A 16,879-nucleotide genomic window follows, 5' to 3' on the forward strand; every position below is an offset into this window, starting at 1 on the left:
TGGGAGAAACCATGAATCAACCGATCTCCGCTGACGCCTGGGTCGCCACCGAACTCGGTGACCCGGCCAAGGTGCTGGCCCGCCAGAGCGTCGAGGTACGCGCGCCCGGACCCGGCGAAATCCGGGTCGCGGTCAACGCGTTCTGCCTGAACTTCAATGACATCGACATCATCCAGGGCCGCTACACGACCCTGCCGCTGCAGCCGCCGTTCGTGCCCGGCATGGAGACCGTCGGAGTCGTGGAAAGCGCCGGCCAGGGGGCCGAACATCTCATCGGCCGGCGCATCGTCGGCATCCCGGTGATGGCCTTCGGTGGGTACGCCTCCTACGCGATCGTCGACGCGGCGACCGCGCTGGATCTGCCGGACTGGGTCAGCGACGTCGACGGCGCCGCCCTGCACTACCCGTTCCACCTGGGCTGGTTCGCGTTACGCGAGCGTGGCCGCCTCAAGCCGGGGGAAACCCTGCTGGTGCACGCAGCCGCGGGCGGCACCGGATCCGGTGCCTTGGTGCTCGGCAAAGCGCTGGGCGCTCGGGTGATCGCCACCGCCGGGAGCGACGAGAAGGTCGAATTCTGCAAGGAACTCGGTGCCGACCACGCGATCAACTACCGCAACGGTGACTGGGTCGAGCAGGTCATGGAACTGACCTACGGCCGTGGTGTCGACGTCGCGTTCGACGCGGTCGGCGGGGACGTAGCGGTACAGACGTTCCGCTGTATGGGTCTAAACGGCCGGTACCTGATGGCGGGATTCGCCCAGGACATCGCCCTGGAGGACGGCGACTACCTCTCGCCGCGGCCCATCGCCTACAGCAACTTCGACGTGTGCGGGGTATGCCTGGTCTACGTCAACGATCCGGTGGCGATTCGGCGCACCCTGGGCTTCAACTGGCCGGCGCGCTCGGAGGGACTGGAAGCCCACGCGAAGATCCTGGAGTTGCTGCGCACCGGCAAGATCCGCACCGTCGTCGGCGCAGAGGTTCCCTGGAGCGACCTGCCGAATGCCTTGGAGCGCATGGCCGCTCGCCAGACTACCGGCCGCCTGGTAGTCACCACCGACCGGCCCCGGTGACCCGCCGGGATCAAAACCGATGTCTTTCGATGTCAAAGGTCACTTCCGGCTGAGCGCGTCGCCACCGTAGCCTGGCGAACATGATTCAGTTGGGGCCGGCGACCCCGGCGCCGGTCGTCAAACCCCGCCGCCGGGGTGGACCGCGCGGGCCGGTGTTCCTGGGCGCCAACATCGTGGTGCTGGGCTGGCTGGCCGTCGCGGTCGGGTTGCTGGTCGCGCATGACGTCGTTGCGCACCCGATCTGGCTGCCGGTGCACGCGCTGCTGCTAGGTGCGGCCACCAACGCGATCGTGATCTGGTCGGGACACTTCACCACCACGCTGTGCCGCGTTCCCGACCCACCGCAATGGCACCTGGTGGCCAAGCTGTGCCTGCTCAACCTCGCCGTGATCGCGACCCTGTCCGGAGTGGCCTTCAACGCCGAGGCCCTGACCGGGATGGGTGGCACGGCCGTGGCCGCGGTCGCCGTCGCCCACGGCGCCGAGTTGGTCGCGATGAAGAAGCGCGCCCTGTCGGCGCGCTTCGACTACCTGGTCGGTTTCTACCTGGCGGCCATCGCTGCGCTGCTGGCCGGATCGGCGACCGGTGCGGCCATGGCCTTCGGGGTGGCCCGCTGGTATGCGCGGCTGTGGGCCACCCACGTGCACGTGATGCTCTACGGGTGGATCGGCCTGACGGTGGTGGGCACCTTGTTCACCCTGTGGCCCACCACAATCCGGGAGAAGATCACCCCGCGCAGCTTCGCGATGGCCCAACGCGCGCTGCCGACGCTGACGGTGGGCCTAACCGTCGCGGCCGGCGGTCTGCTCACCGACAGTTGGTGGCTGACCGCGGCCGGACTGCTCGCCTATGCGCTCGGAGTCGGTCTGTCCATCGTGGGGTTGTGGCCGGGACGCAGCTTCACCGGACCCGCGGCCTGGATGCTGGTCGGCGCGACGGCCTGGCTCGGTGTCGCCGTCCTGATCGAGACAATCCGTCTGATCGCCGCCCGCTCCGTCGACGTGCTGCCCGCGTTCGTGGAGAACACCCTGCTGCCGCTGCTGGCGGTCGGCTTCGTCGCCCAGATCCTGCTGGGCGCCCTGAGCCAGCTGCTGCCGATCCTGGTGGCCAACGGCCCACCCGTTCGCAAAGCCGTCATCAGCTACTTGGACCAGGGCTGGCAGGCCCGGGTCTGCGCGATCAACATCGCCGTCCCGCTGGTCGCCGGGCCGTGGCGAACGCCGCTGCCGTTGATCGGCTGGGTGCTGGCCGCGGTCGCGGTCGCCAGCTTCGTGCTGCTGGCGTTGCGGCTCGCGCTGCCCGTGGCGCTGCGCGGCCCGCTCGACATCGACGCGATCGCGCCGCATTCTCGGGCGGTCACCGGGGCGGTCGCCGTTGCCGCGGTGGCCGCGGTCGCCACCGCTTTGGGGCTCGGGATCGGCGGACCCGCGTCCTCGGGCGCCGCCGGCATCTCCGGTGAGGCCCGCACCGTCGACGTCACGCTGAAGAACATGCGGTTCTCCCCGGATGTCATCAACGTGCCGGCCGGAACCCGGCTGGTACTGCGAGTCACCAACATCGACGGACTGCCACACGACTTGCACGTCGACACCGGCGAGCACACCCCACGGTTGAGTCGCGGCCAGACCGCGGTGCTGGATCTCGGTGAGGTGCACCAGGACCGGGAGGCGTGGTGCGACGTACCCGGTCACCGGGCCGCCGGCATGACGATGACGATCCACGCCATCGGTGGTGTCCCGCGGCAGCATGAGCACACCGGCGGGGGACACGGTGGCCTGCCCGCGCCGACGGTCTTGGACCTGGCCGCTGACCCGTCCCCGGGTTGGACCCCGCGTGACGCGGTGCTCGCACCGGCGACCCCAGGTGTGCATCGGGTGGAACTACGCGCCGTCGACCGGGAATTGGAGATCGCGCCCGGCCGCCGGGAGACCCGCTGGACCTTCGGCGGCGTCGAGCCGGCACCGACCCTGCACGGCCGGGTCGGGGACACCTTCGAGATCACACTGATCAACGACGCGACCATGGGCCACGGAATCGACTTTCACGCCGGAGCGCTCGCTCCGGACCAACCGATGCGCACCTTGGCGCCGGGGGAGCGGCTGGTCTACCGGTTCACGGCGCACCGGGCCGGCGCCTGGCTCTATCACTGCAGTACCCCGCCGATGGCGCTGCACATCGCCAACGGCATGTACGGCGCGGTGATCATCGACCCGCCCGGGCTACCGGCGGTAGACCGGGAATACGCCCTGGTCGGCGCCCAGCTCTACGCGAGCGCACCGGATTCCGACGCCCAAACCACGGCCATCCGCGCCGGCCAGCCCGACGGCTGGATGTTCAACGGCACCGCCGCCCAGTACATGCACGCCCCGCTGCCGGCGCGCACCGGTGAACGCGTGCGCATGTGGGTGGTCAACGCCGGCCCAGGCGACACGATCTCGTTCCACGTCGTCGGGTCGCAGTTCGACACCGTCTACAAAGAGGGCGCCTGGCTGCTGCGGGCGAGTGATCCGGGCGGCTCCCAAGCTCTGGACTTAGCGCCCGCGCAGGGTGGCTTCGTCGAGCTCACCTTCCCCGAACCGGGCCACTATCCGTTCATGGATCACGACATGCGGCATGCCGAAAACGGGGCGCACGGCATCTTCGACGTGACGAGGTAGCCCAGCTCAATAGGGCTTGCCGAGTGTGCGGTTTCGTACGAGACAAGCCGATTTCGACCACCAAACCGCACACTCGACGAATAGCCACGCCGCACCGGATCACCAGGGCCCTCGGTGTTCGCTGGCATAATGAGATCAGCGTCACAAGGAGGCTCTCATGGGCCAGCTGCCAGGCACTACCGGTCCGCAGGTCGCCCTGGATCCTGTGCAGCTGATCGCGCCGGACGGGGCGCCCACCACCGAGAATCGCTACAGCCGAGACCTGCCCGAAGAAACCCTCTGTTGGCTCTACGAGCTCATGGTGCTCACCCGCGAACTCGACACCGAACTGGTCAACCTGCAACGCCAGGGCGAGCTGGGGCTGTACGCGTCATGCCGGGGCCAGGAGGCAGCCCAGGTCGGTGCAGCCGCGTGTCTGCGCAAAACCGACTGGCTGTTCCCGCAGTACCGCGAGCTGGGAGTCTTCGTCACCCGGGGCATCCCGCCGTGGCACCTCGCGGCCGCTTGGCGTGGAACCTGGAACGGCGGGCTGGAGTTCACCGAGAAGAACTGCGCGCCGATCTCGGTTCCGATCGGCACCCAGACGCTGCACGCGGTGGGGGCGGCGATGGCCGCCCAACGCCTGGCCGAGGATTCCGTCACCGTCGCGTTCACCGGCGACGGCGCCACCAGCGAGGGCGACGTACACGAGGCCCTCAATTTCGCCGCCGTGTTCACCGCGCCCTGCGTGTTTTACGTGCAGAACAACCAGTGGGCCATCTCCGTGCCGCTGCGCAAGCAGACCGCCGCTGTCTCGCTGGCGCACAAGGCGATCGGCTACGGCATGCCGGGCATCCGGGTGGACGGCAACGATCCGTTGGCCTGCTACGCGGTGATGGCCGAAGCCGCCGAGCGGGCGCGACACGGTGATGGACCGAGCCTGATCGAGGCCGTCACCTACCGGCTCGGCCCGCACACCACCTCCGACGATCCGACCCGCTACCGCAGCGACGCCGAAGTCGACCGGTGGGCGGCGCTCGACCCGATCCCGCGTTACCGCAGCTATCTGCGCAATATCGGCGTGTGGTCGCAGCGCTTAGAGGACCGGGTGGATTCTCGGGCCAAGCGTGTACGCAGCGAGCTGCGAGACGCGACCGTCGGGGCCGCCGATGCCGATATCGACGAGGTGTTCGCCGCCGTCTTTACTGAGATCACCCCGGATCTGCAGCAGCAGCGGGCCGCGCTGCGCGCCGAATTGGGCAGGGGGCGCTGATGACCCAGATCCTCGAACCACCCACCCGCGCAGCGACTCCCATCGCGGCGACCGGACCCTCCAGCCGCACCGAGGAGCTGACCATGGTGGCGGCGCTCAACCGGGCGCTGCGCGATGCGATGGAGGCCGAGTCCAAGGTCCTGGTGTTCGGCACCGACGTCGGCGTGCAGGGCGGGGTGTTCCGGGTGACCGAAGGCCTGGCCGAAACCTTCGGTGAGCAACGCTGTTTCGACACGCCGCTGGCGGAGTCGGCGGTGATCGGCATCGCCATCGGTTTGGCGATTCGCGGGTTCGTACCGGTTCCGGAGATTCAGTTCGACGGATTCAGCTACCCGGCATTGGATCAAGTGGTCAGCCACCTAGCCAAGTACCAGACCCGGACCCGCGGCGCGGTATCGATGCCGGTCACCGTGCGCATCCCGTCGTTCGGCGGAATCGGTGCGGCCGAGCATCATTCGGAATCCACCGAAACCTACTGGGCGCACACCGCCGGACTGAAGGTCGTGGTGCCCGCCGACCCGTCGGACGCGTACTGGCTACTGCGCCACGCGATCGCCGCTCCCGACCCGGTGATGTTCCTCGAGCCCAAGCGGCGGTACTGGGCCCGCGGGCCCGTCGACACCGAACACCCGGCTCCGGGCATCGGGTGTGCTGCCGTACGCCGGACCGGTACCGACGTCACAGTGCTCACCTACGGCGGTGGAGTGGCCACCGCGCTGTCCGCCGCCGATATCGCTGCGCAACACCATGGTTGGAGCCTGGAGGTGGTTGACCTGCGCTCGCTGGTCCCGCTCGACTTCGACACCGTCGCGGCGTCGGTGCGGCGCACCGGGCGATGCGTGGTTCTGCACGAGGGTCCCCGCAATCTCGGCTACGGCGCCGAGCTGGCCGCGCGCATCTCCGAGGAATTGTTCTACGAGCTGGAGGCACCGGTGTTGCGCGCCAGCGGATTCGACACCCCGTATCCACCGGCCCGGCTGGAACGGCTGTGGCTGCCCGGCCCCGATCGGCTGCTGGACTGCGTGCAACGGGTGCTGGAGGCGCCGTGAGTACCGAGACGGTCCAGACCTTCACCGTCCCCGATCTCGGGGAGGGCCTCGAAGAGGTGACGGTGACCAGCTGGAACGTCGCCGTCGGTGATCAGATCGAACTCAACCAGGCGCTGTGCTCGGTGGAGACCGCCAAAGCCGAGGTGGAGATTCCCAGCCCGTATGCCGGCCGGGTGGTCGAGTTGGGCGGCGCGGTGGGGGACGTGCTCTCCGTCGGGGCGCCCTTGGTGCGTATCGACACCGGTACACCGGTCGGGCGCGCCCCGGTGCTGGTCGGCTACGGCGCCGACGACACGTTCGACACCAGCCGCCGCGCCTGCACGTCCACCACCGGGCGCCCCAAGGCCAAGCCGGGTGCCCGCAAGCTCGCCGCCGAGCTGGGCGTCGACTTGAGTCGCGTGCCGCCGGGACCGGGCGGCGTGATCACCCCCGACGGTGTGCGCGCAGCCGCCGGCCAGGCGGCTCCCGACGGTGAACTTCGTCCACCCAGCCCGGTGCAGGCGGCCATGGCCGAGCGGATGACACTGTCCCGCAGCAAGATCCCGGACGCGCACGGCAGCGTGCAGGTAGACGGCACCAACCTGCTGCGGCTGCGGGATCGGCTCGTCGAGACGGGCGGTGCGACGATCACTCCGTTCGTGCTGATCCTGCGGCTGTTGGCCCTGGCCCTGACTCGCCACCCGGTGCTCAACGCCACCTGGGTCGACGCGCCGCAGGGCCCGATGATCCGCACCCATCACGGCGTGCATCTGGGTTTCGGGGTGGCCGCGCCCCGCGGCCTGCTGGTGCCGGTGGTGTTCGACGCGCACCGCAAAACCACCCGCGAACTCGCCGACACCGTCGCCCGGCTGATCGCCGAGGCTCGGGCCGGCACCCTCAAGCCGGCTGAGCTGCAGGGGTCGACGTTCACGGTCTCCAACTTCGGGGCGCTCGGCCTTGACGACGGGGTGCCGGTGATCAATTACCCGGAGGCGGCCATCCTGGGGATCGGTTCGCTCAAACCACGGCCGGTGGCGGTGGGCGATACCGTCGTCGTGCGTCCTCAGCTGACCCTGACGTGCGCATTCGACCATCGCGTCGCCGACGGCGCGCAGACCGCCGAATTCCTGTGTGCGCTGCGCGATCTGATTGAACAACCCGAGATCGCGCTGCTGGATCTGTAGTCGGGCGCGGTTATTTGCGCTGCGCTGCGGCCAGCCGTGCGGCGAAGTCCGGCGACTCGACGGTGGCGGCCTGCGGACCCAGCTCGGTCTGCTTGGCGAACTCGTGTTGGTCGCCCTCGATCGCACCGGGACTGGCGGTGGCGCGCATGGTCGCCTTGGTCGCCAAAACCACCTGCCGAGGCGCCGACGCCGGTCCGGCGGCCAGGTTCATTGCCGCGGTGACCGGGTCGTCGTCGACCTGCAGCGCCAAGCCGTGCCGCACCGCGGCCTCGGCGTCGAAACGCATGCCGAACAACAGGGCGGCCCGGGCCACCTGAGGACCGACCGCCCGGTGCAGCATCCAGGTGGCACCGCCGCCGGGATGCAGACCCAACTGCTGGAAGCGGGCGTCGAACAGCGCCGCCGGACCGGCGATACGCACGTCGGCGGCCAGCGCCAGGTTCAGGCCCGCACCCACCGCGGCACCGTTGACCGCGGCGATCGTGGGCAACGTGCACTGCGCGATCGCCATGAAACCGTCGTAGAGCGCCAACAGTCCGTCCTCTGTCGCCGCACCGAGAGCCGACAGGTCGGCGCCGGCGCAGAACGCCCGGCCCGCGCCGGTGACTACCACCGCGTGCACCCCGGGGTCTGCTTCGGCCCGCTCTACGGCGGCCCGCAGTTGCACCGACATCGTGCCGGTGACGGCGTTACGTCGGTCCGGATCGTTGACGGTGATCAGCGCTACGCGGTCGGTGACGCTGTATAAGACGAGATCGGGACGTGTCATAGCGCGATGACGCTACCGCGGTGGGGAGCGATCAGCCGATCCAGGTGACGACCCCTGCGGTCACCCCCACCATCGCGATCATGAACATGGTGAAGAAGATGAGCGCCCGTTCGTGGCTCATGGATCTGCCTTTCGCGATTTGCCCGGTCTCCTTGTCGTTCCGCGCGACGCGATGTCATGCGAACCGGGCTTTTGGCGTTCCGCCGCGGCCGACGCGCCGCTGTTCGGCGGCGTTCGATGCGTTGACGGATCGTCCTTGGTTGATCGTTGACGCTCCAGACTAGTGGCTAGCCCGGCTGCTTGCCGAATCCCCGGTGCTAATCGCTGTGGTGCAGGGCACGCAAGATGGTCGCGTGGCGTAGCAGGAACGTGCGTTCGTCAAGCTTCTTGCGGCGAAGCCACTCGGTGACCTCGCGGTTGTGTTTGCTTGCGTTGCAGGCGGCGCAGGCAGGGACCACGTTTTCGAGGGTGTAGCGGCCGCCACGCGAGATCGGAACAATGCAGTCGCGCTGCAATGCCGTGCTCGTCACTTGGCAGTATGCGCAGCTGCCCCACGCGTCGAGGATCGTGTCCCACTGGGTGGCGGTGAGGTCATTGTCGACACGAGCGAGCCGTCGTCGCCGTCGCGTCGCGTAACGCGCGCGAGCCGCCCCTGAGGCTTTGGCAGACGGAAACCTGCGTCGAGGTGGCATCCGGTAACGGTAGCCGGGCCGATCGCCGCTACTTGAGCTCTGCGACCCGGCTGCTGCGTCAAGGATCAACCGAAGCCGCTGTCAAGCATCACCCGAAACACCGTCAAGCAACACCCGACACCGAAACGTCAAGCATCACCCGAAGCCATACACGGCTGTTGCGCCCCCGGCAGGACTCGAACCTGCGACCACAAGATTAGAAGTCATGTGCTCTATCCACCTGAGCTACGGAGGCAATGCGGGTCCAGTTTATCCGCTGGTAGGGGTGGATCCGCGCCGACCGAGCAAAGCCGCAGGCCGGATACGTGCGGCGGTTCTAGCTTCGGCTCTCCTTCGTCGAGCCTCGCTAAACCGCCGGGCTTGTGCGGCGGTTCTAGCTTCGGCTCTCCTTCGTCGAGCCTCGCTAAACCGCGGGGCTTGTGCGGCGGTTCTAGCTTCGGCTCTCCTTCGTCGAGCCTCGCTAAACCGCGGGGCTTGTGCGGCGGTTCTAGCTTCGGCTCTCCTTCGTCGAGCCTCGCTAAACCGCCGGTTTCCAATTCAACCGGCCAACACGGTATTTCGATTTGTCGGCAAGCATCCGATCTGCGCCAATCGACACCCGTCGCCGGGGCCAAACAACTAGCGTTGAATGGTGCTCGTGACGTCTGTGAATCAGGAGTGGTGTGTGGTGACAGCCTCGGTGCGCCGAGCAAGTCGGGGCAGTGCTGCAGCGTGGGGAGCTCGGCGTGGGTGACCTCGTGGACGCCGACGGCTTGCCCACCGAGCTCGGTGCACTCGACTACCTGTTGCACCGCGGGGAGGCCAATCCGCGCACCCGCTCGGGGATCATGGGCCTGGAGCTGCTCGACACCACCCCGGACTGGGACCGGTTCCGGAGCCTGTTCGAGAACGTCTCGCGGAAGGTGCTGCGGCTGCGCCAGAAGGTTGTGGTGCCCACGCTGCCGACGGCTGCGCCGCGGTGGGTGGTAGACCCCGACTTCAACCTCGATTTCCATGTCCGGCGGGTCCGGGTGCCCGAGCCCGGGGGCTTGCGTGAGGTGCTTGACCTGGCCGAGGTGGCCCTGCAATCACCGATGGACATCCAGCGCCCGCTATGGTCGGCGACCCTGGTGGAAGGGCTGGCCGAGGGCCGCGCCGCCACCTTGATGCATCTGAGTCACGCGGTCACCGACGGCGTCGGCGGTGCTGCGATGTTCGGCCGGATCTATGACCTGGAGCGTGATCCGCCGGCGCGGTCGATGCCGCCTCAACCGGTACCGCAGGACTTGTCGTCCAACGACCTGATGCGCGACGGCATCAACCACCTGCCGATCGCGATGCTCGGCGGCACCCGCGATGTGCTGCTGGGGGCGCTGTCGATGGCGACCCGCACCGTGCGCGACCCGCTGTCGGCGGTCACCGGCGCCATCACCTACGCCCGGTCGGGCGCGCGGGTGATGAGTCAGGCCGCCGAACCCTCGCCGCTGCTGCGCCGGCGCAGCCTGGCCAGCCGGACGCAGGCGATCGACGTCCGGCTGTCGGATCTGCACCGGGCCGCCAAGGCCGGCGGTGGATCCATCAACGACGCCTACCTGGCTGCCGTGTCCGGCGCGCTGGGGCGCTACCACCGGGCACTGGGGGTGCCGATCGCGACGCTGCCGATGGCGATCCCGGTGAACCTGCGCGCCGACGCTGATCCCGCCGGCGGCAACCGGTTCACCGGGGTGAACCTGGCGGCGCCGGTCGGAGTCGCCGACCCGGTGGAGCGGATCAAGCGGATTCGGTCTCAGATGACCCAGCGCCGTGACGAGCCGGCGATGGACGTGCTCGGCTCCATCGCGCCGCTGCTGAGCGTCTTTCCGTCCCCGGTTCTGGAGAAGATGACCGAGTCGGTGGTCAGCGCCGACGTGCAGGCCAGCAATGTGGCGTTCTATCCCGGCGAAACCTACATCGCGGGCGCGAAGGTGCTGCGGCACTACGGAATCGGCCCGTTGCCGGGTGTCGCGATGATGGTGGTGCTGATCTCGCGGGGCGGTGAGTGCACCATCACGGTCCGCTATGACCGCGCAGCCGTCCGCGACGAGAGGCTGTTCACCACGTGCCTGGTGGAGGGCTTCGACGAAGTGCTGGCGCTCGCCGGAGATCCCGCGCCGCACTGCGTGCCGGCCTCCTTCACCGCCGGTGGTGAGTCATGACCGACGACGAGAAGTCTCGGCCGCCGCGCGACATGCGGCTGCCCGGATCGGTGGCCGAGATCGCGGCGAGCCCGCCCGGTCCCAAGATCGGCGCGTTCTTCGATCTCGACGGCACCCTGGTAGCCGGCTTCACCGCCGTGATTCTCACCCGGGAGCGATTCCGGAGCCGCGACATGGGGCTGGGGGAGCTATTCGGGATGATCCAGGCCGGGCTCAACCATCAGCTCGGCCGTATCGAGTTCGAGGAGCTCATCAACACCGCGTCCTCGGCACTGCGGGGCCGCTCGATCAGCGACCTCGACGAGATCGGTGAGCGGTTGTTCGTCCAGAAGATCGCCAAGCGCATCTACCCCGAGATGCGTGCGGTGGTGCGGGCCCACCAGGCGCGCGGGCACACCGTGGTGCTGAGCTCTTCGGCGCTGACCATCCAGGTCGAACCGGTGGCCCGTTTCCTGGGTATCACCAACACGCTTACCAACGCCTTCGTCACCGACGAGGACGGTGTGCTCACCGGAGAGGTGGTCGAACCGATCCTGTGGGGGCCGGGCAAGGCCGCCGCGGTGCAGAAGTTCGCCGCCGAACACGACATCGACCTGCAGGACAGCTACTTTTACGCCGACGGGGACGAGGACGTCGCGCTGATGCATCTGGTCGGCAATCCGCGACCGACGAACCCCGAGGGCAAGATGGCCTCGGTCGCTCGCAAGCGCGGCTGGCCGATCCTGCAGTTCAGCAGCCGCGGCAGCGGGGTCGTCGGCCAACTGCGGAACCTGGCCGGCCTCAGCTCGATCGTTCCGGTGGGCGCTGGCGCGATCGGACTGGGCCTGTTGAGCGGCAGCCGGCGCCGAGGCGTCAACTTCTTCACCGCGCTGTTCCCGCAGGTGCTGTTGGGGCTCAATGGCGTGCGGCTCAACGTGATCGGCAAAGAGAATCTCACCGCAACCCGGCCGGCGGTGTTCATCTTCAACCACCGCAACCAGGTCGATCCGGTGATCACCGCCTCGCTGGTGCGTGACAACTGGATCAGCGTCGGCAAACGTGAGCTGGAGAGGGACCCGATCGCCGGTCCGCTGGGAAAGCTGACCGAGATGGTGTTCATCGACCGGGACGACGCGGCAGCGGCCGTGGAGTCGCTACAACAGGTCGAAGAACGCGCCAAGCGCGGTCTGTCGGTGGTGATCGCGCCCGAAGGGACCCGGGTGGACACCACCGGGGTGGGTCCGTTCAAGAAGGGGCCGTTCCGGCTCGCAATGGCGGCCGGGATACCGATCGTGCCGGTGATCATCCGCAACGCCGAGGTGGTCGCCGCCCGGGACTCGATGAGCGCTCACCCGGGCACCGTCGACGTCGCGGTGTTCCCGGCGATCTCGGTCGAGGACTGGACGATCGACACGCTGCCGGAGCGGATCGCGGAGGTCCGCCAGCTGTACCTGGACACCCTGGCCGACTGGCCGGTCGACGAGTTGCCGGCCTGGTCACCCAAGCCAGCGGCCAAGAAGCCAGCGGCCAAGAAGGCGCCGGCTAAGAAGGCGCCGGCGAAAAAGGTTGCCACCAAAAAGGCGCCGGCCAAGAAAGCCGCCGCAAGGAAAGCCCCGGCCAAGAAGCCACCGGCCTCAAAGGGGGAGCAGTGACGACGTCACCGGCCACCGACCCCTCGGGGTCCACCGCAACCGCCGACACCCTGGTTTTGGCCTACGTGTCGTCGCCGGTGGAGGCCGACCTCGTTCACGAGTGGCTGGAACGGTACCGGGAGGGCCGCCGCGGCGACCGCATCGACCTGCTGGAGCTCGACCCGTCGCAGCGCTCGCCCGGCGCGATGGCTCGGCTGGTCGGGCACCTCGAACGCGACGAGCGGCGGTCGATCCTGCCGGTGCGGGTCTTCTGGATGCCCCGCGCCGAAGCCTCCGCCCTGAAGCGGGTGACCGCCTTGCTGCCCGGCCGCAATCCGTATCGACCCAGCGAACGCCAACAGCGCCAGATCCTGCGGACCGAGTCGTCGCTGGCCCGCGTCGTGGTGGGTGAGCCGGCCAGCGTCGCCGACCTGCGCAGCCAGTGGAGTGAGAACACCGTCGGTGAAAACCCCCGGGACTTCGCGCATTTCGTCACGCGCCGCGCAGTGCTGGCGCTGGAGCGCGCCGAGAACCGGATCCTGGGCCCGCAGTACAAGTCCCCGCGGCTGGTGAAACCGGAGATCTTGGCCTCCACCCGGTTCCGCGAAGGACTGGAAGCCATTCCGGGGGCCACCGTCGACGAAGCCGGCAAGATGCTCGACGAGCTGTCCACCGGCTGGAGTCGGGTCTCGGTCGACATGGTCGCCGTCTTGACCCGGATGCTCAGTCGCGGCTTCGACCCCGAGATCGACTACGACGAGTATCAGGTCGCGGCACTGCGCACCGCGCTGGAGAACCACCCCGCGGTGCTGCTGTTCTCCCACCGGTCCTACATCGACGGCGCAGTCATGCCGGTGGCGATGCAGGAGAACCGGCTTCCTCCGGTCCACGTCTTCGCCGGTATCAATCTGTCGTTCGGATTGATGGGGCCGTTGCTGCGCCGCTCCGGCGTCATCTTCATCCGCCGCAGCATCGGCAACAACCCGCTCTACAAATACGTGCTCAAGGAGTACGTCGGCTACGTGATGGAGAAACGGTTCAACCTGAGCTGGTCCATCGAGGGCACCCGGTCGCGTACCGGCAAGATGCTGCCCCCCAAGCTCGGGCTGATGACCTACGTCGCCGACGCCTATCTGGACAACCGCACCGAAGATGTTCTCCTGCAGGGTGTTTCGATCAGTTTCGACCAGCTGCATGAGACAGACGAGTACGCCGCCTACGCCCGCGGCGGGGAGAAGACCCCCGAGGGGATCCGCTGGCTCTACCGCTTCATCAAGGCGCAGGGCGAACGCAACTACGGCAAGATCTACGTGCGTTTCCCCGAGGCCGTATCGATGCGCCAGTACCTCGGCGACCCCGACAGCGCGGCCGCGACCGACCCGGACGCCAAGCGCCTGGCCATGCAGAAGATGGCCATCGAGGTGGCCTGGCGGATCCAGCGCGTCACCCCGATCAGCGCGACCGGCCTGGTGTCGGCGTTGCTGCTGACCACGCACGGGCTGGCGTTGACGCTGGACCAGATCCACCATTCGCTACAAGCCGGCCTGGATTACCTGGAACGCAAGCAGACCCCGATCTCCACTAGCGGGTTGCGGCTGCGTAGCCGCGACGGCGTCCGCGCAGCGGTGGATGCGTTGTCCAACGGGCACCCGGTCACCCGGGTCGACGGCGGGCGTGAGTCGGTGTGGCGGATCGCTCCCGAAGACGAGCACGCCGCGTCGTTCTACCGCAACTCGGTTATCCACGCCTTCCTGGAGACCTCGATCGTCGAACTGGCCCTGGCGCACGCCGGCCGCGGCGAAGGCGACCGGCTGGACGCGTTCTGGACGCAGGCGATGCGGCTGCGCGACCTGCTCAAGTTCGACTTCTACTTCGCCGACTCCGCGTCGTTCCGCGACAACATCGCCGAGGAGATGTCCTGGTTCGGTGACTGGCAGGCCCGGGTCGGCGCCGGTGGCGCCGAGATCGACGGCATTCTCTCGGAGAAGACACCAGTGACCTCCGACGTCATGCTGCGGGTGTTCTTCGAGTCCTACGCGATCGTTGCCGATGTGCTCTGCGACGCACCGCCCGACATCGGCGAGAACGAACTGACACAGTTGGCCTTGGGGGTCGGCCGTCAGTACGTGGCGCAGGGACGCGTTCGCAGCAGCGAATCGGTGTCCACCCTGCTGTTTGCGACCGCATGCCAGGTGGTCGCCGATCAGGGCCTGCTGGAACCCGCGCCGGATCTGGCGGGACGCCGCAAAGCGTTCCGGTCTGAACTGCGAGGAATCCTGCAGGACTCCGACCACATTGCCCGCATCGCCCGGGAGGCGTTTGCCGCCCGGGACATGGAGGTGCGACGGCATTGGCGGGGAATGAGCAGGTAGCGGGGCGGGCCACAACGTCGCCCGCCTGGTATGCGGTGCGGCGGGCGCGCACCATACGCTGGGAGCCATGACGGCTACTTCGGCGACCCGCGGCCGCGCGGCGATCGTGCTGCCGATGCTGACCGGACTGGCGATCCTGGCCGGATGCATCGCCGCCGGGATCGGGGCGCTGTCGTTGGCCGATGCCCTGACCGCGACCGGCCTGCCCGACCCGGGCCCGGTGACCACGCTGGGACTGCCGTTTGTGCGGGCGGCCGGCGAGATGGCCGCCGTGCTGGCGGTGGGATCGTTTCTGCTGGCGGCGTTCCTGGTGCCGCCGCAGCAGAGCGGGGTCCTCGACGTCGCCGGCTACCGCGCGCTGCGGTTGGGCACGGCGGCGTCGGGAGCGTGGGCGGTGTGTGCCGCGCTACTGGTTCCGTTGACGATCTCCGATGTCTCCGGGCACCCGTTGTCGGAGTTCCTCGACCCGGCGACGGCCTGGTCGTTCGCCGGGCTGGTCGACACGGCGTCGGCCTGGCGGTGGACCGCGCTGCTGGCCGCGTTGGTGACACTGGCGAGCCTGCCCGTGCTGCGCTGGTCCTGGACACCGGTGTTGCTGGCGGGTTCTCTGCTGACCCTGATCCCGCTGGGGTTGACCGGGCATTCGGCCGCCGGCGGGTCACACGACCTGGCCACCAACAGCCTGCTCATCCACCTGATCGCCGCGGGCCTGTGGGCCGGCGGTCTGCTGGCGCTGCTGGTCCACGCGATTCGCGGCGGGGAACACGCCGACCTGGCCGCCCGGCGCTTCTCCACCGTGGCGCTGTGGTGTTTCGTGGCGATGGGCCTGTCGGGAGTGCTCAACGCGCTGGTGCGGCTGACCCTCGCCGATCTGCTGACCACGCCGTACGGCCAATTGGTGGTGGCCAAGTTCGTCGCCCTGTGTGCGCTCGGCGCCCTCGGCGCCTGGCAGCGGCGCCGCGGGGTGGCCGCACTGCAGGAAGACCCGAACAAGCGCGCCCCGCTGATCCGCCTGGCGCTGACCGAGGCCGTCGTCTTCGCGCTGACCTTCGGTGTCGCGGTGGGGCTGGGCCGCACCCCGCCACCGGCGCCGACGGTGCTCAACCCGTCGGTCCCGATGGTCAAGGTCGGCTACGACTTCGCCGGACCGCCGACCGTGGCCCGGATCTTGTTCGACTGGCGATACGACGTCGTCTTCGGTACTGCCGCGATTGTTCTGGCGGGTGTGTATCTGGCCGGTGTGCTGCGGCTGCGCCGCCGCGGTGACGCCTGGCCCGCGGGCCGCACCACCGCCTGGATGCTGGGCTGCCTGACTCTGCTATTCGCCACCTCGTCGGGCACCGGTCGCTATATGCCGGCGATGTTCAGCATGCACATGGCCGTGCACATGCTGCTGTCGATGCTGGTGCCGATCCTGTTGGTGCTGGGCGGGCCGACCACGCTGGCGCTACGGGCGCTGCCGGTGGCCGGTCGCGGCGAGCCGCCCGGGATGCGGGAATGGCTGCTGGCCGCGCTGCACAGCCGGGTTTCGCGGGTCCTCACCAACCCGATCGTCGCGGCGGTGATCTTCGTCGTCGGTTTTTACGGGCTCTACTTCAGCAGCCTCTTCGACTCGATCGCCGGCAGTCACGCCGGGCACCTCGCGATGAACATCCACTTCATCCTCAGCGGCTACCTCTTCTATTGGGTCGTGATCGGCGTGGACCCCACCCCCCGGCCCATCTCACCGCTAGCCAAGCTGGCGGTGGTGTTCGCCGCGCTGCCGCTGCATGGCTTCTTCGGGGTCTTCCTGATGGGGATGCACAAGGTGCTCGGGGAGTGGTTCTACGGTGCGCTGGGCCTGCCCTGGCACACCGATTTGGCCGGAGATCAGCACCTAGGCGGCGGCATCACCTGGTCGGCAGGCGAATTGCCCCTGCTCATGGTGATGATTGCGCTGCTGGTGCAGTGGCACCGCAGTGACCGGCGCACCGCAAAGCGGCTCGACCGCGCCGCTGACCGCGATGACGACGCCGACCTGGCCGCCTACAACGCGATGCTGGCCGAGATGGCCCGCCGCGACGGGTGA

11 protein-coding genes and 1 tRNA gene are annotated in these 16,879 nt (G+C 68.6%); 9 read left to right on the forward strand and 3 right to left on the reverse strand.

Annotated features, from left to right (window positions below; all coding sequences use genetic code 11):
* The first annotated feature begins 11 nt into the window (after nucleotides 1-11).
* From ACKY0X_RS07115 to ACKY0X_RS07135, 5 genes are all read left to right on the forward strand, one after another.
* Nucleotides 12-1,073 (forward strand): NADPH:quinone oxidoreductase family protein, encoded by a 1,062-nt coding sequence (locus ACKY0X_RS07115; protein WP_409428871.1) that lies wholly within the window; start codon nucleotides 12-14, stop codon nucleotides 1,071-1,073.
* Nucleotides 1,074-1,153: 80 nt separating this feature from the next.
* Nucleotides 1,154-3,730 carry a multicopper oxidase domain-containing protein gene (locus ACKY0X_RS07120; RefSeq protein ID WP_409428872.1) on the forward strand — a complete coding sequence of 859 codons (2,577 nt, stop codon included), beginning with the start codon at nucleotides 1,154-1,156 and terminating at the stop codon, nucleotides 3,728-3,730.
* A gap of 157 nt (nucleotides 3,731-3,887) precedes the next feature.
* Entirely contained in the window at nucleotides 3,888-4,982 is a 1,095-nt protein-coding gene (pdhA, locus tag ACKY0X_RS07125) for a pyruvate dehydrogenase (acetyl-transferring) E1 component subunit alpha (RefSeq protein ID WP_409428873.1), read from the forward strand.
* A complete protein-coding gene (locus ACKY0X_RS07130) occupies nucleotides 4,982-6,031 on the forward strand; it encodes an alpha-ketoacid dehydrogenase subunit beta (protein ID WP_409428874.1) in 1,050 nt (349 codons plus the stop codon). Before pdhA ends, ACKY0X_RS07130 begins: the two co-directional genes overlap by 1 nt.
* On the forward strand, nucleotides 6,028-7,194 hold the full coding sequence (locus ACKY0X_RS07135; protein ID WP_409428875.1) for a dihydrolipoamide acetyltransferase family protein: 1,167 nt from the start codon (nucleotides 6,028-6,030) through the stop codon (nucleotides 7,192-7,194). Before ACKY0X_RS07130 ends, ACKY0X_RS07135 begins: the two co-directional genes overlap by 4 nt.
* Nucleotides 7,195-7,204: 10 nt before the next feature.
* Here the strand turns inward: ACKY0X_RS07135 and ACKY0X_RS07140 are convergent, their stop codons facing one another.
* From ACKY0X_RS07140 to ACKY0X_RS07150, 3 genes are all read right to left on the reverse strand, one after another.
* Entirely contained in the window at nucleotides 7,205-7,963 is a 759-nt protein-coding gene (locus ACKY0X_RS07140) for an enoyl-CoA hydratase (RefSeq protein ID WP_409428876.1), read from the reverse strand.
* A 317-nt stretch (nucleotides 7,964-8,280) separates the two neighbouring features.
* Entirely contained in the window at nucleotides 8,281-8,655 is a 375-nt protein-coding gene (locus ACKY0X_RS07145) for an HNH endonuclease (protein ID WP_409428877.1), read from the reverse strand.
* Nucleotides 8,656-8,816: 161 nt separating this feature from the next.
* Nucleotides 8,817-8,890: transfer RNA gene (locus ACKY0X_RS07150), tRNA-Arg, on the reverse strand.
* Between the two features lie 490 nt (nucleotides 8,891-9,380).
* Here ACKY0X_RS07150 and ACKY0X_RS07155 point away from each other — a divergent pair.
* From ACKY0X_RS07155 to ACKY0X_RS07170, 4 genes are all read left to right on the forward strand, one after another.
* A complete protein-coding gene (locus tag ACKY0X_RS07155) occupies nucleotides 9,381-10,829 on the forward strand; it encodes a wax ester/triacylglycerol synthase family O-acyltransferase (RefSeq protein ID WP_409428878.1) in 1,449 nt (482 codons plus the stop codon).
* Entirely contained in the window at nucleotides 10,826-12,460 is a 1,635-nt protein-coding gene (locus ACKY0X_RS07160) for an HAD-IB family hydrolase (RefSeq protein ID WP_409428879.1), read from the forward strand. Before ACKY0X_RS07155 ends, ACKY0X_RS07160 begins: the two co-directional genes overlap by 4 nt.
* Nucleotides 12,457-14,811, forward strand: coding sequence for a glycerol-3-phosphate 1-O-acyltransferase (locus ACKY0X_RS07165; protein WP_409428880.1), 2,355 nt, complete (start codon nucleotides 12,457-12,459; stop codon nucleotides 14,809-14,811). Before ACKY0X_RS07160 ends, ACKY0X_RS07165 begins: the two co-directional genes overlap by 4 nt.
* 67 nt (nucleotides 14,812-14,878) lie before the next feature.
* On the forward strand, nucleotides 14,879-16,879 hold the full coding sequence (locus tag ACKY0X_RS07170) for a cytochrome c oxidase assembly protein (protein WP_409428881.1): 2,001 nt from the start codon (nucleotides 14,879-14,881) through the stop codon (nucleotides 16,877-16,879).

This window comes from Mycobacterium sp. SMC-11 (assembly GCF_046250095.1).
In the GTDB taxonomy this organism is placed as follows: Bacteria; Actinomycetota; Actinomycetes; order Mycobacteriales; family Mycobacteriaceae; genus Mycobacterium; species Mycobacterium heraklionense_A.